The organism is Bacillus sp. ISL-57 (genome assembly GCF_018613135.1).
GTDB classification, from domain to species: Bacteria; Bacillota; Bacilli; order Bacillales; family DSM-1321; genus Peribacillus; species Peribacillus frigoritolerans.
The window spans coordinates 112,318-134,315 of record NZ_JAGGQV010000012.1 but is presented as its reverse complement, the minus strand read 5'-3'; the positions used below and the strand labels follow the sequence as shown (position 1 = coordinate 134,315).

Below are 21,998 nucleotides of genomic sequence, written 5' to 3'. Positions count from 1 at the left end.
AATGACTGGTTTTATACAGGTTTGTGAATAGTTTGGGGATGAGCACGATTTTATGTGAAAACTTTATCCAGTTTATCACTATAGAATTCTATCGCCTTAGCATAAGATTGTATTTCTCGATCCCTCGAGGTTTCGGCAATGATCTTCAAAAGAGATTCCATCGCAAGATCATGTTGGGCCAAATTATAAAATGCCATGGCCCTGAATACCAATAAAGGCTTATCCCCAGGAAACTTCTCCAGCCCGGATTCCAATGTCCGTCTTGATTTTTCATATTCCCCTATGGTGCGATATGTGCTCCCCAACCCGAGATAGGCCCCTTTTGCATCCTCCTCCGGCAAACCTAATTCGAGTTCTGCTTCATAATAGGGCACCGCCTTTACCTCAAGTCCGAGAATATCAAAACTCCAGGCACACTGATACTGTATGACTGCATCGCCAGGATTTTGCTTTGCCAGATCCATCAATAAACCATTGGATTTTTCGAATTCTTTCTTCTCCCTTAAGTACAGGGCCATTTCCAAATTTCCCATTGTCATTCCTCCATTGTATATGATTCCTTAATGCCCCTATTCGCGATTCTTCTTTTCAATTCCTTCTTATATGTTAAACAGCCCATCTCCCTACAATGCTGCGGCCAGGAACTAATATGATCGTTAAGGATGTGTAAGCCTCACTTCCCACTGTCTTGGCAAATAAAAAAGGATCTGCCACCGGGCAAATCCTTTCATGCACTTCCATCTCCATATATCATGGATTACTGCCGACATGACATATGATTAATCATCCAATTGGTCTTTCAATACTTTCCCCGTGGTGGCATCCACCACTACATCATATTCCTTTAGTCCTTGTTTTATTTCCAGCTCGTACACAAGGGTGCCACTCTCTGAATCCAGCTCCATATCCGTTACTTGACCATCCACCGCTTTCAAGGCAATCTTTTCAGCTTGATCTCTGCTGATTTTTGCAGTTTCCACGGCTTGTTGTGTGCTCATATCCTCATCGTCAACGTCTTCCATCTCCTGAGAAAGAATCTCTCCTTTTTCAGCATCAACGTCAACGTCTTGATAGCCTTCTTTCGTTTTTACGGTCATTTCATAGGTCATCGGCTGGTCCCAATCCTTTTCAAATTGAGTAACTTCCCCGCCTAGTTTTTCTGAAATCATTTTGATAGCCTCATCCTCGGAAAGGTTCCCCTTATTGACTGCATATACCGCCGTTCCAGCAGCACCGCCGAAAAGCAATACGGACGCTATGGACACTGTCATGATTACCTTTTTCCTTTGAATGATACCTTCTTTAATCGTACTCCACTGTTTTTTCATGAATGTTTCCTCCTTTAAGTTGTTACCCTTATAATAAGCACCCTTCATGAAATGAACATGAGCGTTAGATTAGAATTTGATGAGAAAGAGTAAGAGTCACCAACGTTCCCTCCCCCACCTCGCTTTGAATCTCCAATTTACCGCCGAATGACCCGACAAGCGTCCGGGCGATGGATAGCCCGAGCCCATTGCCTCCCGTTTTCCTTGCCCTTGATGAATCAACGCGATAAAAACGGTCAAATACATGTGGGAGATGTTCTGGTGATATCCCTCCGCCATGATCTTTCACACCGATGACAATTTCATTATCCTGCCGTTTTATCATGATCTGTATGCTTGATTCACTATATTTCATTGCATTGTCCAATAGGATGACTATCACCTGTTCAAGCTTACTGGAAATGGTCATCGCATAGATTTCCTTAAACTCTGACTCTATCGTTATTTCACGATTTCCCGTCCTTCTGAATGTTTGGGCAATCCCTTCACAAAACGAAATGAGTTCTATTTTCCCTTCCACATCTTCTGAAGGTTCCGTTTGGGAAGCTGACTGCAGTAAATGTTCCGTCAGTTTTTTCATCCGGACGGCTTCATGATGGATTGCCTCCACTGCCTCTTCCTGAATCGCCTGATCCTCCATTCCCCAGCGTTTCAATAGAGAGGAGTAGCTTTCGATCACCGTAATCGGTGTTTTCAATTCATGTGAAGCATCTGAAAGGAATTGCTGCTGTTGGTTATAATTCCTCTCCAGCCTTTCCATCATCCTGTTGAATGCCGCTCCCATCACCTGCAGCTCGTCCTTCGATTGATCCGATAGCGGTATCCGTTTGAATTCCCCGCTTTTCTCAATATCCTTCATCGTTCCGCTCATGACCGATATCGGTTTGAGGATCAGGTTGGCCAGCCACTTACCGGCAAGAATCGATAACAGAATGACAAAAAGGGATGCACCGCCCAAAACGAGGGCAAGCGTCGATAAATTATCAAGGAGGGTATCCTGCGGCTGTGTGACCTCGATCATCCCCAGTTTCTTCCCCTCATCCGGATAAGGATAACGGTAGGTCAATACATATTCACCGTCAGCTTTGGCAAAGTCGTATCCTTTCTCGTCAAAGGATTTAACCGCAAGCCCATTGAGGTCCTCTTCATCCGTAAATGATTTAACCAGCCTTCCATCCGTGTCGAATATCCGCACCATTCCATCGTCCGGGATATACGGCTCCATTAAATCGGAATCACCGGAAATCAAATCCTTCGTCAGGATATTTTCTTCGATTAATGAAGCTTGATCTTCAAGCAGATCCCGTTCCCTCTCTAACGATATCCAAAGGAAGGCGATTAAAACGATGATACTCAACAAGATGAGCATGACGCTTAAAAAAAGACTGGAATACGATTGGATTTTCGTCCGAATCTTCATACTGGCTCCTTCAGGCTGTAACCTACCCCGCGGTAAGTATGGATGAGCTGCAGCTCAAAGGGATAATCTATCTTTTTGCGCAAATAACGGATATACACATCAACCACATTCGTATCCCCTGCGAAGTCATATCCCCATACATGTGTCAGGATTTGCTCCCTTGAAAGTACTTGATTTTTATTTTGTAAAAGATAAACCAGCAAATCGAACTCGCGTGATGTAAGCTCAATCCTATTGCCTTGCCTGTGAATGTCCCTAGTGCCAAGGTTCAGCTTCAGATCGTGGATCTTTAGTTCATCCACTTCCCCTTCTGATAGGCTCTCCCTTACATTGGTACGAAAACAAGCACGGATCCGTGCCAGCAGCTCTTCAATTTCAAACGGCTTCGTTACATAGTCATTCGCGCCATGATCCAGGCCATTGACCTTGTCTGGCACAGCATCCCTTGCGGTCAGAAGGATGACTGGTGTCGACCCATTCTTTTTCCGGTAACGCCTAAGTACCTCTATGCCATTCAACTCGGGCAGCATCACATCCAATAAGATTAAATCCCACTCTTCGGCTTCCGCCCTTTCCAGACCTGCCTTTCCCGTAAAAGCCGATTCTGTTTGATAACCCTCATGATTAAGTTCCAGCTGCAGGACCCTCGCTATTTTTTCTTCATCTTCTATTATTAAAATTCTCTTATTCATGATCATCACCACCTACCCCTTAGTGTACTGAAGAAATATGAAAATATCATGAGAATTCGGCCCCTCCGCATAAAAATCCGTAGAAATAATGAATAAAATTTTTGAGCCGTTAAAAGGACAATAAAAAGAACCGGATGTGTAAGCACACCCGATCCATTTCATTCACCGTTCCAATGCTGGCCAATGAATTCATCGCGTCCCGATTTCGCACGGTCCGCTTTATAATCATCTTTGTTTTTTTTATGATAGCCTTGATGGTATTCTTCGGCAGGGTAAAAGGTTTTAGCCGGAAGGATTTCCGTTACGACTGGTTTCTGGAACTTCCCGCTGGCCGCTACCTTTTCTTTCGCTTCAAGGGCCAGTTTTTCTTGCGTTTCATCATGATAGAAGATGGCCGTCCGATATTGGCTTCCTCTGTCATGGAATTGACCGCCGTCGTCGGTTGGATCGATCTGCTGCCAATATAGTTCCAGCAATCTTTCATAAGGAAATAACTGAGGGTCGAAAGTGATTTCCACGACTTCATAATGCCCCGTAGTTCCCGTTTTCACTTCCTCGTAAGTCGGGTTTTCAACATGTCCTCCCGTATAACCGGATACGATTCCCCCAATACCCGGTTGTTCTTCAAATGGTGTCACCATGCACCAGAAACAGCCTCCAGCAAATGTAGCCTTTTGCATAATGGTCATCCTCTTTCCTTATGTAATAGAAATTAATATACCATATTTCAATCCTGACACTGTGCTTTTTTGATTTGCAAAACCTCCAGGGATTTACGCTTTGTTCAATCTTTTGACCAGCCCTTCTCCTTGAATCTTACGATCGCTTCAACGCGGTTGCTTACATCCAATTTATCAAGGATGACTGATATATAATTACGGACCGTTCCATTGGTCAGATAAAGCTGGCTTGCGATTTCCTTTGTGGTCTTACCATCTGCGATCAATTTGAGCACTTGACTCTCTCTTTCAGTCAAAGGGTTTTCTTCTTCGAATGCCATATCCACCAGTTCGGGAGCATAAATGCGCCGCCCATCCATGATGACACGGATCGAGTTCGCCAGTTCCTCACTAGGGCTATCCTTGAGAAGATATCCGCCTACCTCGGCCTTTCTTGCTCTTTCAAAATACCCAGGACGTGCAAAGGTGGTCAAAATGATGACCTTGCATTGGTGGCCCTGTTCCTTGATCTCCTCCGCTACATCGAGCCCAGTTTTAACTGGCATTTCAATATCGGTTATGCAGATATCCGGCTTTAATTGATTGACGAGATTCATTGCTTCTTCCCCATTGCTCGCTTTCCCTACAACTTCCATGTCACTTTCCAAATCAAGGATGGAACCTAGCGCGCCAAGCAGCATTCGCTGATCTTCGGCAATTACGATTCGAATCAAGGTTAATCCCACCTATCCATTATTTTTTATAGCATTCGGAACCCTTATATAAAGTGTCGTTCCCTCTGTTGATTGAATATCCAGGCTGCCATTAACGAATTCCAGCCTTTCTTTCATTCCTTGAAGTCCATTGCCTTTAATATACTCTGATCGGTTTGAAAGCCCCACTCCATTATCCTGTACTGTAATCGTCACTCCTGTTTGTAATTCTTCGATGACGATATTACAGCAGTCGGCACCGCTATGTTTGACGATATTGGTCACAGCTTCCTTCAGGCACATGCTCAAAACCGTTTCTACAAGCAATGGGGTATCTCGCAATTCCACGGTGCCTTCCAACTTGAATTCTATCTCTGCCGCTTTCAATATTTGCTTGACCCGGATGATTTCATCGCTTAGCTTGGACCCACGCATTTCCGACACCATTTCACGTACTTCCTTGAGTGCCGTCCTTGCCGTTTGACGGATATCCTTGATTTCCTTCTTGGCCGTCTCCGGATTCAAATCGATCAATTTCCCTGCAAGGTCACTTTTCAAGCCAATCAAAGACAGCTTTTGACCAAGTGTATCATGTAAATCACGGGCAATCCGCTGACGTTCTTCCATTTTGCCAAGCTCTGATATTCGTTTATGGGCGTCCTCCAATTGTTCTTCCAGCATGCCCCGTTTGTTCCGATTATACGTGTTGAAAGGGAGAAGGATCACGCCTACCACACAAATGAGCATAAAGGGAAATTGCGAAAAGAAGGTAGGGTCTTTCATGATGAAACCTATATTGACAGACACGATGGTAGCCAATAGCTGGATTGAATATAATACGAAAAAGCCAACCTTATTTTGAACATTCCCAATAAAGAATGCCAAAAAGAGTGAAAAGTAAATGTAGCTGAAAAATATGGTCATCGATATGGAAATGATTATTTGTATCGCCGTCCACACGTATACGGGCCATCCCTTCGAAACGAATGAGAGACCATATGATATGAAAAACAAAATGATCATGACGATTCCAAAGACTATCTCCAGCATCGAAGAGGATTTGAAGATGAAATAAAAAGGAAGGATACAAAAAATGATCCAGACATAAGGGCTCAGCCCTGTGTTTTTCGGAAAGATATGATACCAACTTTGCATGGCGCCGCCTCTATTTCTTTTTATCCTAGTATATACTAATGAGTTTCATCAAAAAACCATCCAATGGGAATCGAATGGTTTTTTAATGAACTATTTATTTTTCTTGAAGACTTGGACGTTTATTATTGATTTCCACCTTGGATTTTGTTTCATTTAGACGTTCCTTAATCTCTTTAAAACTTACAAACGTCTTGTTTTCTCCATCATAAAGGCGGAAGCGAAGCGATCTTAAACTTGAACTAAGGGTGATTGTCGTTGCCTGCTGCAATGGCAGGGTGGACTCATGGACTTTTTCCAAGTTATAGTTTGGCACTCTTGGACTAAGATGATGCACGTGGTGGAAACCGATATTACCAGTTACCCATTGCAAAACCTTTGGGAGTTTATAATAAGAACTTCCATCAATGGCAGCCTTCACGTAATCCCATTCAGATTCCTCTTCGAAATAAGAATCTTCGAACTGATGCTGTACATAAAACAGCCAGATGCCCAGAGATCCCGTTACAAAAAGCATCGGTACCTGAATCATCAGGAATGCCTGCCATCCGATAGCCAAGCATAAAAGACCATAAATGGCCACGATTGCAGCATTTGTCAAATACGTATTCATTCGTTCTTTCTTTTTAGCGCCCTTTTTATTCAGGCGGTTCGATATAAGAAATAGATAAAATGGACCCAATCCAAACATGACGATCGGATTTCTATATAAACGGTAAGCAAGACGCCCCCAGAATGAAGCGGCGATATATTCATCAACGGTCATGATCCAAATGTCCCCTGTACCGCGTTTGTTTAAATTACTGCTAGTTGCATGATGTATGGAGTGGCTATGCTTCCATTGCTCATACGGAAATAATGTAACGATCCCACTGATTGTCCCCAGGATGCTATTCGCTTTCCTGCTTTTGAAAAACGATTGATGACAGCAATCATGGAAAATGATGAAAATCCTGACTACGAATCCTGAAGCAAGAACGGCCAATGCAAGTGTCAGCCAGTATGAAATGGTTAAGCTTTGATAAGCTAAAAACCATAACAGGAAAAATGGCGGAAATGTATTTATGAGCTGTTTCACGCTTGATTTAGTATTGGATTTTTCAAAAGGGGCAATATCTTTTCTCAATTGTTTTTGATTATGATTATGATTACTCATGATTTCCTCCTCATAATATATAGGAATGGATTGGTTATGCTTACATCTCTTCTTTAAGTATAGGAATTATAACCGATTTTCTATAGTCATAAACGTCAATTCCCTGCCATGACACTTGTCATATACTTGTCTGCATCAAAACTTTTCACACGTATTTTTTCCCCATTCATCATTTTTAAACTGCAAAAAAAACGTGAATTCCCCATCAATCTAATTCCAAGAAATCGCCTGCATTTATTCGATCAAATAAAAAAAGATCCGCCTTTGGCGAACCCATTATATCTTGATGGCATATACCCGTTCAGGTCGTCCTACCGTGCCATATGTTAAATCGGCATCAATTTTTTCCTCTGACATCAAGTGCTCCAGATACCGCCTTGCCGTTGTCCTGCTCACCCCGATTTCCTTCGCCACTATTTCTGCAGTTAACCCCAGGGAGGATTTCCCCAACACAACCATCACCTTCTCCAAAGTCATCCGATCGATTCCTTTTGGCAGTGAAGTTTGTTCCCTCTCTTTTTCTTTCATTTCCTTTCGCAAAAGCTTGTCCACCTGTTGCTGCGTTACAGGAAAATTACCCTTTTCCAATTCAGACAGTTTAATGTGATACTCTTGGTACCGGCATAAGGATTGCTTGAAACGTTCAAATGCGACAGGCTTGATTATATAATCAAATATGCCGATCTTGATGGCTTCCTGGACTTTTTCGATTTCTTTAGCCGCCGTTATCATGATGACATCCATTTGTTTGCTTTGCTGCTTGATTTCTTTCAGGATATCTAGACCATTCATATCCGGAAAATACATATCGAGCAGCAATAGATCCGGCTGCATGATTTCAATGAAGCTTTTAGCCTCGTCATAGCTTGATGCGATCCCGATCGTTTGAAACCCCTCAAGCTTTTCGATGAATAGCTTTTGTATCTCGGCAATCCGAAGGTCATCTTCGACGATCAGAACTTCTATAGCGCGATGGGCCATCATTTAATCCCCCCTCTGTTTTTTGGTATGGCTACGGTAAAAATCGTATATTCCCCTTCTTTCGTAGAAAAAGTGATATATCCCCCTAATCCATCAATTGCTTCCTGAACAAGGCTCAAACCTATACCCGAATTGGTTTGATGGCTTTTCGTCGTAAAACCGTTCCGGAAAATCAGTTCGGTAACATTTGAGCTCATCCCTTTTCCATTATCTTCGACCTCCATGATCAACTCTTTACCCAAGTCCGTGACGAACAATGATACCCTTTTTTCCTTCCTTTCGTTTTCCCGTACAGCTTCGAAGGCATTATTGATGAGATTGCCAATGATCGTCACTAATAAATCGCGATCTATTTCGGACGGAATATCTTTAAAACTGCTTTCTCTATCGATGGTAAAATCAATTTTCAGCTCGCTGGCTAAACTCACCTTCCCTAGGATGAACCCCGCAATGATCGGATCGGGCACTTCCTTCATCAGAAAGTGAATGAAGCCTTGGGTGACATCGACTTCCGTCGATATGAAATCCATTGCTTCTTTATATGAACCTAGTTGGATCAAGCCTAGCAGTGTATAGAGCCGATTGGAATATTCATGTGTCTGGGCCCTCAGCCCTTCTGCATACGCCTTAACATGTGACAGTTCTTGAAGGAGATTGGATAGTTCCGATTTATTTCTCAAACTCGCAACTGCACCGATGATTTCACCCTGTCCATTCAAAATGGGGATCCGGCTTGCCAAAAAAACTTCACCGTCAATCATGAATTCCTGGTCATATTCGGCCCGTGCCGTGCTTACTACATCAAGCAAATGTGTATGCGTTAGGACTTCTTCGATTTTTTGTCCGCGAAGCATGACGTCTTTAGGGATATGAAGGAATTTATGCGCCGTTTCATTGACGACCGTGATCTTCCCATGAACATCAATGGCAATGATGCCTTCATGAATGGATTCCAAAATGGCATGCTTCTCTTGAAACATCCAGGCGATCTCTTTCGGCTCCAGACCCAATATCGCCTTTTTTATATTGAATGAAATGAAAAAGGCCACCAACAAACCGCCGATTAATATCAAAGAGATGATCAAGACGATCTTTCTTTGTATACTGGACACTTCTTTTTCAATATCATCCTGTAGGTAGCCAACGGAGACGACACCAATGACCTTTTCATTGGCGATTATCGGGGATTTCCCCCTTATGGAAGGTCCCAATGTTCCAGTGGATTCCGTGATGATGGATTTCCCATCCCAAACCTCGGCGTTGTCTCCCCCTACCATTTTCCTCCCGATCATGTCGGGATTTGGATGAGACAGCCGTGTTTCATTCTCATCTCCTATTACTATGAATTCCGCATCGATCTGCCTGCGGATTCTTTCCGCGATGGGCTGGATGATTACAGAAGGATGATCCGTTCGAAAAGCTTGTTTAATTTCAGGCAGCAAAGAAATGGTCTGGGCAACCGACAATGCTTTTTCCCCCGTTTCCTGCTTCAGGTTATTTTCCAGGATATTTATGAAAATAACTTCAAAGATTCCACCCATTAAGATGATTAACGTACAGATGCCCAGCATCAACTTGGTGTGTAAACGCATTCAATCACCCCTAATTACATCATATAAAAAATAACCCCTTTAAAAAAGGGGTTATTTCGCAACATTCAGAAAATATCGATTAACCTTCAATATTGATGACAACATCCTTCCCTCTCTTCTTAAGTAATACCGGAATGAGCAGCCATAATGCCGTTACGATCAGGAAGGTCAGCGAAAGCGGCCGAGTGAAAAACAAACTGTAATCCCCATCGGATATCGTCAGTGCCCTGCGCATATTGTTTTCTATCATCGGTCCTAACACCAGTCCTAATACCAACGGGGCAATTGGATAATCATTTTTACTTAAGAAGTATCCCAAGATCCCGCACCCTAGTAATAGCAATAAATCATAAGTCGATACTTGTACCGCATAAACACCAAAAATGGAAATCGCGATAATGATCGGAATCAAATATTTCTTTGGCGTTTCAATGATTTTCGCAAAAACCTTAACGAGCGGGAGATTAAGGATGAGGAGCATCAGATTCCCGATGAACATACTGGCGATAAGTCCCCAAGCCACCTGAGGATGGTCCTCGAATAATAATGGACCTGGCTGAACATTGTACATCATGAGCGCACCCATTAAAATCGCCGTTGTACCGGAACCCGGAATTCCCAGCGTCAATAATGGAATCATCGCTCCGCCAGAAGCCGCGTTATTGGCCGTTTCAGGACCAGCCACACCAGCGATCGCCCCTGTACCGAATCTCCCAGGTTTTTTTGAAATCCGTTTTTCCATAAGGTATGAGAAGAAGGAAGCTAGAGTGGCCCCGGCACCCGGCAGGATTCCTACAAAGAAACCTAAGAGCGATCCCCTCGCAATCGGCCCCGCAGATTCCTTGAATTCCTCTTTGGAAGGAATCAAATTATTGATCTTTGCAATTTCCCCATCACCCTCGTCCTTTTCCAAGATTGTCTTGAATACTTCCCCAAGGGCGAATAGACCAACAGCTATCGTCAGGAATTCGACCCCTTGATACAGCCAAGGAATGTCGAATGTAAAACGGGCGATCCCGGAAACATTATCAATGCCTATCGTCCCGATCAGCAAACCGCAAACCGTCATGATCAGTGCTTTGGTTACGGATTTTCCCGCAAGGCCGCTGACTGCCGCCAACCCTAGAAGCATGAGTGAAAAATATTCCGCGGGACCGAATTTAATGGCAATCGTCGATAATGGCTGAGCCAAGGCAATCATGGCGATAAGGGTGACGATCCCACCGACGAAGGAACCGATCGCCGAAATGGATAAAGCACTCCCGGCTCTTCCCTTCTTGGCCATTTGGTAGCCATCCAATGTGGTGACGACAGAAGAAGATTCGCCAGGTGTATTCAATAGGATTGAAGTTGTCGATCCTCCATACATCGCTCCATAATAAACACCTGCAAGTAAAATGATGGCGCTTGTTGCTGCTTGCTCTGGAGGAAGGCCACCTGTAATCGAAGCGGTTACCGGTATTAAAAGAGCCACACCGCTCATCGGCCCGATCCCCGGCAAAACGCCGACCGCCGTACCGATCAATACCCCGACAAACGCAAATAGTATGTTATACCAAGTTAGTGCCGTTTCAAATCCATGCATTAAATAATCAAAAGTGCCCACTTCACATCCCCCTTCCTTTTATGAAAACCAGATTGGCCAACCCGGCAATGTTCCCTTTAACACATTCACGAATAAATAATAGATGATTCCGGAAAAACCTGCGGAAATGATGAGCGAATTCACCCACTTATTCCGTTCCATCGTTTGAAAGCAAACAAACAAAAACAGAAAGGTCGTAATGACATATCCTATCGTTTCCATTGTCAAAATATAAATCAAGGTGGAGAGAAGAATGATGATAAATGGTTTATATTGAAGCTTTTCTTTACGTGATTCCTGCCCCTTGCCCCGAAATGCCTCATAGAACAGGCGAATACTTAAAAGAGAAAGAACGAGCCCCAATACAAAAGGGAAAATGTCCGGTCCTACCGAACTTCCATATGAAGAACTGGCCAGTTTCCTGCTTCCTATCATAAACAGCACTCCGACAGCCAGAAAGGCTGCAGAAGCAAAGCGATCAAATTTAACATCCATCACAATCCCCCCATTTCAGAAAATAAGAAGAAGGTGAAAGCACCCCCTTCTTCTCGATTATTTTTCCATGCCTAAAGCTTTCAATAATTGCTGCACCTGTTTCTCCTGTTCTACTAAAAACTTGCTGAATTCTTCACTATTTTTGTATTCTTGTTCCCATCCCTGCACTTCCACTTCCTTTTTCCATTCAGAAGTTTCAACTAGCTTCTCAATGGTTCCGTCCCAAAAGGCTTTCGCTTCACCAGACATATTCTGCGGTCCAAAAACGCCTCTCCAAATCGTGAATTCAGCATCGACCCCTTGTTCCTTTGCCGTAGGTATGTCTTTAAGATCCCCACCTAAACGTTCATTCGAGGTTACGGCCAACACTCTAATCTTTCCTGCTTTTAAAAATTCCCTGACACTGGATGCATCCGTTCCGATCACATCCGCATTTCCGCCAAGCAATGCCGTAATCGCTTCCCCGCCACCGTCGTAAGAAACGTATTTAAGTTCGGTTGGATTCAAGCCATATTCATAGGCTGGAAGAATGGAAATCAAATGATCCATGGATCCCGGTGCAGATCCCCCTGCAAAGGTCAGCTTACGCGGATCTTTCTTCACCGCTTCCAGCACTGATTTCAAATCCTTGAATTCAGAATCCGCCTTTACCACTATCGCCCCATAATCCTTTGTCAGCTGCGCCAAAGGTGTCGTATTTTTATATCCATAAGGACTATTGCCTTCTTTTTTAAGGTTATTGATGATGACAGGCGGTGAATTAACGAACAGCATGTCATTATTATCCGCTTGCTGTGTTGCATAGTCCGCCATGAAGACAGCGCCCCCGCCGCCGGGTTTGTTTTCGACGGTCAATGGCTGGTTCACCAGTTTTGTCTCACTCAAGACCTTTGTAAATGAACGGGCGGTTAAATCCCATCCACCGCCTGCGCCCGATGGAGCAACGACCGTTATCGCTTTTTTCGGATAGCCTGTACTTTCTTTCTTTTCTCCTGATGTATCCGAACTGCTGCATGCACCTAAACTTAAAGCTAACGAACCTGCCAATAGTACCGCTGAAATCTTTTTACGAGAAAACATCGTAATCCCCCTTTGAAAGCGTTTTCTTAATTCTACAAAAATATCTTCGCTTTCAATGATTACCCAACTAAAATGCATAAATTCCAAAACCCTCATAATGTTCATAAAGTTTTATCGCAGGAAAAAGGGAAAAGACTGCTCCTTCAGAGCAGTCCCTGTTTGCAGACAAAAGGGGTTCTATCTAAATAAAACAAAGCGATTGAGACTCCTGCAGGAAAAGCGTGTCCTAGGGACACCCCGCAGGCGTAAAGAACGCCGAGGGGGGACTGCCCGCGGGAAGCGCGGTTCGATTTTACAAACACTTTAAACTGAAGTTTGAGCAGCCCTGCTAGAATAGTATTTTTGATAGATATACGACCATCGTTACCGTTATGCTGCTGAATAAAGTCGACATCAAAACCGCCTGTGCCGCATACTCCGGATGGTTATCATATTCCAAAGCGAATAATGCGCTGTTTCTTGATGTGGGAAATGAGCTTGCGATAAACAACCCTTGGGCGACAGTCCCTTCCAGGCCCAGCATGAGAATGATCAGGAAAGCGATGGATGGCGAGAGTATTAACCGCCCCGCCAAGCTAAGGATCAGAGGAAGCGGGAAATGCGTTATTTTCAAATAGGCACTCTGTGCACCCAATGTAATCAATGCAATGGCAATGAAGGCACTCGCGATATTATCAATCGGGGTCCATAAGAACAGAGGGATTTCGAAAGAAGCTGCCTGTAATATTAAACCAAGCAATAATGCATAAATGACGGGGTTCTTCAAGAACTCGCGAATGGCACCCTTTGCACTTTTTGTATGGACGGAAACCGAATTCATCAATCCATAGGTATAGGTCAACAGATTCTGAAAAATGATCACGATGACTTGGATCGACAGGCCAAGGGGATTACCATTAAAAACCATCTGACTGACAGGTAACCCGAAATTGGCCGAGTTATTCAGGACTACACTATTTTTAAACGTGGCCGAAAGACTTTGGTCAAACCTGGCTAGTTTAGCTACCACTGTACTCACGATGATGAGACTTACTGCTTGAAGAGCAAGGAAGCTGAATATCTGGACGATCATCCCCCCGCCCAATTTGCTTTGATAGATATTGACAAAGCTAATGGCGGGCATGAGCAGGAAGTGATTCAATTTAGAGAGCGTATTCATATCCAACTTGAATTTACGATGCAGAATGGCCCCCGCCCCTATAAGGAAAAAAACCGGTACAATGACATTCAATACGATCAAAAACAGGACACTCACTTAACTTCCTCTCCATTCCTTAGGCAAATTCCTGATGATTTACATCTCCCATCTATCATAATGCCGGGATGGCCATAATTAAAATACCAATAAATTATCGTTATCCATTCAAAAAAGGAATGATAAAAAAGCACAGAGGTTTCTGCGCTTCTCGTTAAATATCCCTCATGAAATCGACGCCTTTGACGAATTCGACAAACTCTTTGACCAGTTTTAATTCCAGCGACTTTTCATGATATAACATCCATGTATTCCTGATAAGGGGATTACCTTGCTTGTCCTTAAGGTCCATTTGACGGAGGTTTTGGTCTTTCTCCAATAAAACACTGGGGAGGATGCCATATCCCAGGCCATTCTTGACCATTTCCTTGCATGTATCCCCTTTGTCCACTTCCATCCCCACCAAAGGAGGCCCGGAAAAATTGTCTCTCCACCAATTATCGATCATTGTCTTCAAAAGGGCATCTGTCCCATAATCGATCCTCGGCAGGAAAGGCAGGTTCCGGACATCGATTTCTTCCTTGGAAGCAATACAAATCGTTTCCTCAAAAAGATGATGCCTTGATCCTGACCATTGATAGTCCCCCCGAACAATCCCGACATGCACTTCTTCCTTATAAATGAGGTTCAGCACTTCTTTACTCCAGCCAGTTGTCACATGGAAATCCACTTTAGGAAATCGCTCGCGAAATATTTTCAGCAGGCCTGGCAACTTATGCAGCGTAATATAGTTGGAAACACCCAGCCGTAATGTTCCACTGATCTCCTGCCCCATATTGAACGCTGTCTCTTTTATCTGCCGGAGCCTGATCAGCATCTCATCTGCACAGATGGCCAAATATTCACCTTGAGGGGTGAACTGCACTCCCCTAGTTCCCCGCTCCACAATCTTCAGATTGAATTCCTTCTCCATTTGTTGAATCCTTTTCGTTAAAGAAGGTTGCGAGATATATAAACTTTGCGCCGTTTTAGTAATATTCCTGTGTTCATGCAACACTTTTAAAATATGCCAATCCCTTTCGTTCATACCTCTTCCCCCGATACGAATTCCCTTGAATGTTTTATAAAAACTGTACCATAAAAGGCCTGCTTGATATATCCTTTTACAAATACAAAAAAGCCCAGGCCAAACCGCCTGTACTTTCCGATAAGCATCCTTCCAGCGAAGGATGCTCAGTCATTCAATAGAATCCTTTCAGGACATGTGTAGATATTCAGCGATTCATTGCGAATGAACCCGACCGTCGTGATTCCCAATCCTTCAGCCAACTCCAAAGCCAATTCTGTTGGAGCGGACTTCGAGAGTATCAGTTCACAGCCGATTTTCGCCACTTTCAAAAGAATTTCCGATGAAATCCTGCCGCTGAACACGATGGCCTTCCCTTCCATCGAAATGCCATTTTTCAAGCAATGCCCGTATATTTTGTCCAAGGCATTATGCCTTCCGATGTCCATCCTGCTTAATACGAGGCCGCCGGCATCACATAAAGCGGCATTGTGGACTCCGCCCGTGTTCTGGAAGGTGACAGCAGAATTTTGTAAATCCTTCATCAAGCGGAAGCAGTCCTCAGGAGTCAGTTTCACCGAAACATCATCCATTTTCTTGGCAGTCAATGCATCATTTACAAAGACGAAACCTTGTCTGCTCATTCCGCAGCATGATGTAATATACCGCTTATTTTGAAAGTCCTGGAAGTAGGGATTCACTTTATCCGTCTTCACATGAACAAAGCCTTCTTTTTCCTGGACCCAGATTTCTTTTATCTCATCATATTTTTTGATGATGCCTTCCGAAGCCAAATAACCAGTCACCATATCCTCGATGTATTCCGGTGTACAAACCATCGTGACGAATTCCTGGCCATTTATTTTGACAGTAACGGGATACTCCGTTACGATCGCATCTTCCGTCCGCTCGATGTTACCTTTGGTTATCCGGATGATGTCCCTCTTGATTTCAATCGCTTTCATGTTCCCACTCCTTTTACTATCCAGGAGCCAATTGACCAAATGTTAAGGAACATGGTCAATGCCCGTTGAGTTTGTCCGCTATATTCTTATCAAATACGAATACGGAAATCGCTATGTTCTCTTTGATTTTAATGTCTGAAAACAAATGGAGCAGTTTAGCTCCAACCAGATCTTCCATTCCATCAGGAGGACTCTCCGAATAAACATCCTGAACCATTTTGGTTCGTGCAGAATGGACCATATCCCTTCCTTCCTCCGATCTTGATATGAACATTTCCGTAGGAGTCAAATTTCCATATAACGTAGAAACGGCCATATTTTCCACGAAAACCGTGTGTATACGTTCTGGTCCTTTACCGAATAGTTCCTTGCGCAGCTTACGAATCATATCATTGAATTCATGGATAACTTTTGACACCGTTGCGTCACTCCATTTCAAGAAAATTAAGTTCTCAATTTTCTTATCATAAATCAACGCGAAGAAAAACGAAAGGAATTTGGGAATGATACCCTCTTTCCAGGATTGTTTCTTTTCAAGATAAAAGGTATAATATCAATGATGAAAGTTGGGAGCATAATAGTGTACTGTTGTGCCCTATCTTTCTTTAATATGATCCAATATGGTATGGATTGGTATATTGGCAAGCTTTGCTATTAAACTATTCCACCATGACCTACATTTCCGTTCAGAGACTGAGGTGTAATCATGGTGGTTTTTTTGCGTCTTTTTGGCTATAAAAAGGGGGAAATATAATGAGCGATTCGAACATCACCATCACAATCAACGGGAAGGCTTATACCGCTAATGAAGGTGCGACAATACTTGAGGTCATCAACCAAAATGAGATGGCCCATCCACAGATTTGTTATGTTCCCGAGGTGGACCCGATCCAAACATGCGACACATGCATCGTCGAAGTTAATGGGAAACTCGTCCGGTCATGTTCGACAAAAGCAGTGGGCGGCATGGATATAGCCTTGGACTCAAGCAAGGCAAAAGAAGCCCAAACCGAGGCCATGGACCGAATCCTGGAAAACCATTCTTTATACTGTACTGTATGTGATAATAATAACGGAAATTGCAAGCTGCATAACACGGCAGAATTAATGGAAATTGAACACCAAAAATATCCCTACACACCAAAAGTGGAATTGGGCGCCGTCGATATGTCCCATCCATTTTACCGCTATGATGCCAATCAATGCATCGCATGCGGGCAATGTGTTGAAGTGTGCCAAAACCTTCAGGTCAACGAGACGCTGTCCATCGACTGGGAAGCAGAACGCCCTCGGGTAATATGGGATGAAGGAACGGAAATCAATAACTCATCTTGTGTAGGCTGCGGACAGTGTGTAACGATTTGTCCCTGTAATGCATTAATGGAAAAATCGATGCTTGGCGAAGCTGGTTTCATGTCAGGCTTGAAAAACGATATGCTGGAACCGATGATAGACCTTGTCAAAGAAGTGGAACCTGGATACAGCGGGATTTTTGCCATTTCGGAGATTGAAGCGGCAATGCGGGAGACACGGACGAAGAAGACAAAAACGGTCTGTACGTTCTGTGGGGTAGGATGCACATTCGAAGTCTGGACAAAAGGCCGTAAAATCCTTAAAGTCCAACCTACTCATGAAGCGCCTGTCAATGCGATATCCACATGTGTCAAAGGGAAATTCGGTTGGGACTTCGTAAACTCGGAAGAACGTTTGACAAAGCCCCTGATTCGGAAAAACGGAAGATTCGTTGAATCAAGCTGGGATGAAGCACTTGATTTGGTTGCGTCCAGACTGGGTTCGATCAAACAGCAATACGGCGGAAATTCAGTAGGCTTCATTTCCTCATCCAAGATCACGAATGAAGAAAACTATGTCATTCAAAAACTGGCACGGCAAATGTTCGAAACGAATAACGTCGACAACTGCTCCCGTTACTGTCAATCCCCGGCAACAGACGGACTGTTCCGTACAGTAGGCATGGGCGGAGATGCTGGTACGATCAAGGATATCGCCGCAGCAGGACTTGTCATCATCGTTGGGGCCAACCCGGCAGAAGGCCATCCCGTGCTGGCGACACGCGTTAAACGGGCACATAAGCTTCACGGACAAAAACTGATTGTAGCTGACATCCGCAAAAACGAAATGGCCGAACGTTCCGACATCCATATCAGCCCAAAACAAGGAACGGACCAAGTCTGGTTGATGGCGGTTACAAAATATTTGATCGATCAAGGCTGGCATGATCAAGAATTCATCAATGAAAATGTTAACTTCTTCGACGATTATAAAGAAGTGCTTGAGAAATATACCCTGGAATATGCAGAAACACACACAGGCATTTCAAGAGAAACATTGATCCAAATCGCTGAGACCATTCGCGATGCAGACGGAACGTGCATTCTTTGGGGAATGGGCGTTACCCAAAACACCGGTGCTTCCGATACTTCGGCGGCAATCTCCAACCTGCTATTGGCTACGGGCAACTACCGCCGCCCAGGAGCGGGAGCCTATCCGCTTCGCGGCCATAACAATGTACAGGGCGCTTGCGATATGGGTACCCTTCCAACATGGCTTCCGGGATATCAGCATGTTACCGATGACGCGGCACGTGCTAAATTCGAAAAAGCTTATGGAGTGAAAATCGCTGGCCAACCAGGCTTGAACAATATTGAAATGCTTAAAGCGATAGAAAAAGGCGACATGAAGGCGATGTATCTTGTAGGTGAAGATATGGCACTTGTTGACGCGGATGCCAACCATGTTGATAAAGTGTTATCGGGATTGGACTTCTTTGTTGTCCAGGATATTTTCCTTTCAAGGACAGCCCAATATGCCGACGTGGTATTGCCCGGAGCTCCATCTCTTGAAAAAGACGGAACGTTCACCAATACGGAGCGCCGTGTACAGCGATTATATAAAGCCCTTCCCACTATGGGAGATTCTAAGGCGGACTGGGAAATCACTCAAGAAATCGCCAACCGCTTAGGTGCGAATTGGAACTACTCTCATCCTAGTGAAATCTATGACGAGATGGCAAGCCTTTCACCGATATTCAGCCAAGCGAATTACGAAGTGCTGGAAGGATGGAACAGCTTCCTCTGGGGGAGCCATGATGGATCAAGCACGCCGCTTCTTTATGTGGATGGCTTCAACTTCCCTGATAAAAAAGCGCGCTTTGCACTGGCTGACTGGGTGGAACCTCATAAATTCCCGGAAGAATATGACCTTCATATCAATAATGGACGCATGCTGGAGCATTTCCATGAAGGCAATATGACGAACAAGTCCAATGGAATCCAATCGAAGGTACCTGATATTTTCGTCGAGGTTTCACCAGAACTTGCCAAAGAGCGTAAAGTCAGTGATGGCGGACTCGTTCGCTTAGTGTCTCCATTCGGGGCCGTTAAATTAAAAGCATTGATTACAGACCGCGTTAAAAATAATGAGCTATTTTTACCGATGAACTCCGTCGATAAAGACTCTTCCATTAACTTCCTGACCGGTCCCATCTATGATCTGCGCACAAGCACGCCTGCTTACAAACAGACGATGGTCCGCATGGAGGTATTAAGCGCAAGCGGAGACATTCCATTACCGGGTACCAATCCACGGAACAAAAAACGTCATCCTCAAAATGGTGTCGAGGTTGAACGTAAGTGGGCCCGTCCAGGGTATGTTCACTTAACGGATAAATAAACAAGGAGGGTGAAGATCATGGCAGCTCCTATAACGGAAATCCATAATCCCATTACTGAGGAAGAAATAAAGATACAAAAAATGGAAGAACTGAAAACGCTGATCACCGATAATGAAGATGCCTTGAACAATATGTTTAAAATCGTCAATGAACTGAATGACTCGGGAGTATTCGAAGCCGCGACCTCCATGCTTCAAGGAAAAGAACAAATTGCGAAAATCGCACTTCAACAAATCACAAGGCAACCTGTAACAAACCTGATCAATACCCTTATGGGAGCCACAGGAGCCTTGATGAACGCCGATGCCGCACAATCCACGAAACTGCTGAACAGTGCACTTGCAGGAATCGATGAAGGAAACAAATTCCTTCAGGCCGAAAAGAAGATCGGCGTTCTGGAATTAATGAAAACATTGAATGACCCAGACATAAACCGGGCAATCGGCTTTGGCGTTCACTTCCTCAAGGGAATGGGCAAGGAATTAAAAGAATAGAAACGGAACAAAGACTCAAGAGAAGTTTCTTTTGAGTCTTTGTTCTATCATAGGGCTTAGTTGCTGCAAAACTGCAGAAAGTGCAGCGTTGGATTGGAGGATTTAATCAATGAAGAAGAAAAAAATTCCCAAAATGTTGATGTGAATATATATAGTCACTCATCAAAATTCAGTCTGTACACCCTTCCCTTATTCACGCCGCTGCTTGTCAGATTCAATGATTGCAAAATCCGTGTTGCACTGGAAGAAGAGGAAATGCTTAAAAAATCCCTCAACTGCCGATTCGTTATAGTCGAGCCAATTAGATAAAAATAATCTCGTAAAGCATGGATATGTGCTGTTTTACTGGATTGTTGGCATTGATTGCAAAGCCATGTGCCATGCCTTCTAAATAGCTGACTGCCCTTGCAATTCTCACATATCACCCCTTGTATCAGGTCCTTTTCAGTAAGATTGTATCGTCCCAGGATGGAAAAGTCCGCATCGATATGGTGTTTATTCATTACACGGACTGCTTTCTTCAAATGTTTTTCACTAAAACTGGGTTCTGTTATGGAATGCTCCATTTGATTAATTTTAGCGGGAAGTGCATCGCGATGGATAACTTTATAGTGGAGTTTATGGTTTTCAGGAGCTGTACGGATGATTGTTTGGGGATTACTGATGACAATCAATGAAAGGATGGGCAGTGAGGGAAAACTGTTTTTCAAGAACCAATTGGTCAATTGTGATTCCTGGCGGCTGACTTGCATGATCATGATTGGGATCTGGAAAGGCCGTTTCTTTTCCTTCTATCGTTCGAATGAGCTGATTGAAATGAGGATCGAAATAAAGCGACCCTGCCATGTTCTTCACTTCAATGATAAGTGCAAATTTCTTGGAGATTAATAAGGTATCCAGCTGAAAAAATCGGGATTGATCCTGCAGCCTTAAATCGTGGAAGATTAAATAGTTTTTCGGTTCAAGAAAGCTTAATGGAAAATCAATCGAACATTCCCCTTTATAGCCCGCTTCCCTTTTTTTGAGATCATTCATGATTAAGGGAACTTTAGGGTGATTCGGAGGAAGCCTGCACGCTAATGCACGTAATTTGCGGATGGCAAGAGGAACTTTTCGCTTTTTTACAATCAATTTCATCGCTCCAATCCTATTTCTCCAAAAGGATTCTACAGCAAAAGATGGAAATTGTACAGTTTATCTGCGATATCGGGAATATATCTTCGAAAATGGAGATATATCTGCGAATTATTCGATTTATCGATTTTTCGACAAAAACGACCAAATAAAAAACCACCAATATATGTATTGGTGGAGACGGTGGGAGTCGAACCCACGTCCAGACATAACGGCACTTAAGCTTCTACGAGTGTAGTCGATATATTCGCATTTCGCGAACTCATTAGCCTATCGACAGGCGGCAGAGCAGCTAGTCTGATTGGTCTCTTCCTTCATCCTCAGACGGTGGATTCCGGCGTATCCCACTTAGAGTGAGTCCCTTACCCTACCACGTGGGCCATGGAGGGAGGAACAGCTATCGACTGTTATTAAGCAGCGAAAGCTAGGTTGTTGTTTTGTTTGCCAGTTATAGGCGTTGACGTTTTAACGAGGCCGATCCCCTCGACTCGCAACTTAAGCTCGAACTATCCCTGTCGAATCCGTAACGTCCCCATGATATAAATGGAGCGTACGAGAGAAGAATAGTCAGCAAGTTGGCTGATATTCAATTGTCAT

Annotated in this window: 22 protein-coding genes and 1 other RNA gene; 2 read left to right on the top strand and 21 right to left on the bottom strand. The window is 43.7% G+C overall.

Annotated elements, in window-relative coordinates:
* Positions 1-50: 50 nt before the first annotated feature.
* The 18 genes from J7I90_RS17265 to J7I90_RS17180 form a co-directional block, all read right to left on the bottom strand.
* The gene (locus J7I90_RS17265) at positions 51-533 is read right to left on the bottom strand and encodes a tetratricopeptide repeat protein (protein WP_214773039.1); all 483 of its coding nucleotides are present in this window, start codon (positions 531-533) and stop codon (positions 51-53) included.
* Between the two features lie 73 nt (positions 534-606).
* Entirely contained in the window at positions 607-747 is a 141-nt protein-coding gene (locus tag J7I90_RS17260) for a hypothetical protein (RefSeq protein ID WP_214773038.1), read from the bottom strand.
* 32 nt (positions 748-779) lie between these two features.
* Positions 780-1,328: a PepSY domain-containing protein gene (locus J7I90_RS17255; protein WP_214773037.1), complete on the bottom strand. Its 549-nt coding sequence runs from the start codon at positions 1,326-1,328 to the stop codon at positions 780-782.
* A 64-nt stretch (positions 1,329-1,392) separates the two neighbouring features.
* Entirely contained in the window at positions 1,393-2,748 is a 1,356-nt protein-coding gene (locus J7I90_RS17250; RefSeq protein ID WP_214773036.1) for a sensor histidine kinase, read from the bottom strand.
* The gene (locus J7I90_RS17245) at positions 2,745-3,440 is read right to left on the bottom strand and encodes a response regulator transcription factor (protein ID WP_034311632.1); all 696 of its coding nucleotides are present in this window, start codon (positions 3,438-3,440) and stop codon (positions 2,745-2,747) included. The genes J7I90_RS17250 and J7I90_RS17245 overlap by 4 nt, the downstream gene beginning before the upstream one ends.
* 158 nt (positions 3,441-3,598) lie before the next feature.
* Entirely contained in the window at positions 3,599-4,120 is a 522-nt protein-coding gene (gene msrA, locus J7I90_RS17240; RefSeq protein ID WP_214773035.1) for a peptide-methionine (S)-S-oxide reductase MsrA, read from the bottom strand.
* 104 nt (positions 4,121-4,224) lie between these two features.
* Positions 4,225-4,833: a response regulator transcription factor gene (locus J7I90_RS17235; RefSeq protein WP_214773034.1), complete on the bottom strand. Its 609-nt coding sequence runs from the start codon at positions 4,831-4,833 to the stop codon at positions 4,225-4,227.
* 12 nt (positions 4,834-4,845) lie between these two features.
* Complete coding sequence (locus J7I90_RS17230) at positions 4,846-5,967, bottom strand: sensor histidine kinase (RefSeq protein ID WP_214773033.1); 1,122 nt, start codon at positions 5,965-5,967, stop codon at positions 4,846-4,848.
* Positions 5,968-6,061: 94 nt separating this feature from the next.
* Complete coding sequence (gene desA / locus J7I90_RS17225; RefSeq protein ID WP_214773032.1) at positions 6,062-7,120, bottom strand: Delta(5) desaturase DesA; 1,059 nt, start codon at positions 7,118-7,120, stop codon at positions 6,062-6,064.
* Positions 7,121-7,396: 276 nt separating this feature from the next.
* On the bottom strand, positions 7,397-8,104 hold the full coding sequence (locus J7I90_RS17220) for a response regulator (protein WP_214773031.1): 708 nt from the start codon (positions 8,102-8,104) through the stop codon (positions 7,397-7,399).
* On the bottom strand, positions 8,101-9,693 hold the full coding sequence (locus J7I90_RS17215) for an ATP-binding protein (RefSeq protein WP_214773030.1): 1,593 nt from the start codon (positions 9,691-9,693) through the stop codon (positions 8,101-8,103). The genes J7I90_RS17220 and J7I90_RS17215 overlap by 4 nt, the downstream gene beginning before the upstream one ends.
* 79 nt (positions 9,694-9,772) lie before the next feature.
* Positions 9,773-11,299 (bottom strand): tripartite tricarboxylate transporter permease, encoded by a 1,527-nt coding sequence (locus J7I90_RS17210; RefSeq protein ID WP_214773029.1) that lies wholly within the window; start codon positions 11,297-11,299, stop codon positions 9,773-9,775.
* A gap of 18 nt (positions 11,300-11,317) precedes the next feature.
* The gene (locus J7I90_RS17205; protein ID WP_214773028.1) at positions 11,318-11,773 is read right to left on the bottom strand and encodes a tripartite tricarboxylate transporter TctB family protein; all 456 of its coding nucleotides are present in this window, start codon (positions 11,771-11,773) and stop codon (positions 11,318-11,320) included.
* A 57-nt stretch (positions 11,774-11,830) separates the two neighbouring features.
* Positions 11,831-12,853: a tripartite tricarboxylate transporter substrate binding protein gene (locus tag J7I90_RS17200; RefSeq protein ID WP_214773027.1), complete on the bottom strand. Its 1,023-nt coding sequence runs from the start codon at positions 12,851-12,853 to the stop codon at positions 11,831-11,833.
* 328 nt (positions 12,854-13,181) lie between these two features.
* A complete protein-coding gene (locus J7I90_RS17195) occupies positions 13,182-14,108 on the bottom strand; it encodes an AEC family transporter (protein ID WP_095390834.1) in 927 nt (308 codons plus the stop codon).
* Between the two features lie 154 nt (positions 14,109-14,262).
* Complete coding sequence (locus J7I90_RS17190) at positions 14,263-15,135, bottom strand: LysR family transcriptional regulator (RefSeq protein WP_214773026.1); 873 nt, start codon at positions 15,133-15,135, stop codon at positions 14,263-14,265.
* A 146-nt stretch (positions 15,136-15,281) separates the two neighbouring features.
* The gene (gene fdhD, locus J7I90_RS17185) at positions 15,282-16,079 is read right to left on the bottom strand and encodes a formate dehydrogenase accessory sulfurtransferase FdhD (RefSeq protein WP_214773025.1); all 798 of its coding nucleotides are present in this window, start codon (positions 16,077-16,079) and stop codon (positions 15,282-15,284) included.
* Between the two features lie 55 nt (positions 16,080-16,134).
* Positions 16,135-16,497 (bottom strand): Na-translocating system protein MpsC family protein, encoded by a 363-nt coding sequence (locus tag J7I90_RS17180; RefSeq protein ID WP_048688083.1) that lies wholly within the window; start codon positions 16,495-16,497, stop codon positions 16,135-16,137.
* Between the two features lie 335 nt (positions 16,498-16,832).
* On the opposite strand from J7I90_RS17180, the gene fdhF reads away from it, so the two are divergent.
* Both fdhF and J7I90_RS17170 read left to right on the top strand, forming a co-directional pair.
* Positions 16,833-19,772, top strand: a complete 2,940-nt coding sequence (gene fdhF, locus J7I90_RS17175; RefSeq protein WP_251025347.1) for a formate dehydrogenase subunit alpha — start codon at positions 16,833-16,835, stop codon at positions 19,770-19,772.
* Positions 19,773-19,790: 18 nt separating this feature from the next.
* A complete protein-coding gene (locus J7I90_RS17170; RefSeq protein WP_214773024.1) occupies positions 19,791-20,267 on the top strand; it encodes a helical membrane plugin domain-containing protein in 477 nt (158 codons plus the stop codon).
* Between the two features lie 155 nt (positions 20,268-20,422).
* Here J7I90_RS17170 and J7I90_RS27480 read toward each other — a convergent pair whose 3' ends face one another.
* The 3 genes from J7I90_RS27480 to ssrA form a co-directional block, all read right to left on the bottom strand.
* On the bottom strand, positions 20,423-21,025 hold the full coding sequence (locus tag J7I90_RS27480) for a hypothetical protein (protein ID WP_251025346.1): 603 nt from the start codon (positions 21,023-21,025) through the stop codon (positions 20,423-20,425).
* Positions 20,925-21,404, bottom strand: coding sequence for a nuclease-related domain-containing protein (locus tag J7I90_RS27475; protein ID WP_251025345.1), 480 nt, complete (start codon positions 21,402-21,404; stop codon positions 20,925-20,927). The genes J7I90_RS27480 and J7I90_RS27475 overlap by 101 nt, the downstream gene beginning before the upstream one ends.
* Before the next feature lie 169 nt (positions 21,405-21,573).
* Positions 21,574-21,935: a transfer-messenger RNA gene (ssrA, locus tag J7I90_RS17160) on the bottom strand.
* Positions 21,936-21,998: the final 63 nt, after the last annotated feature.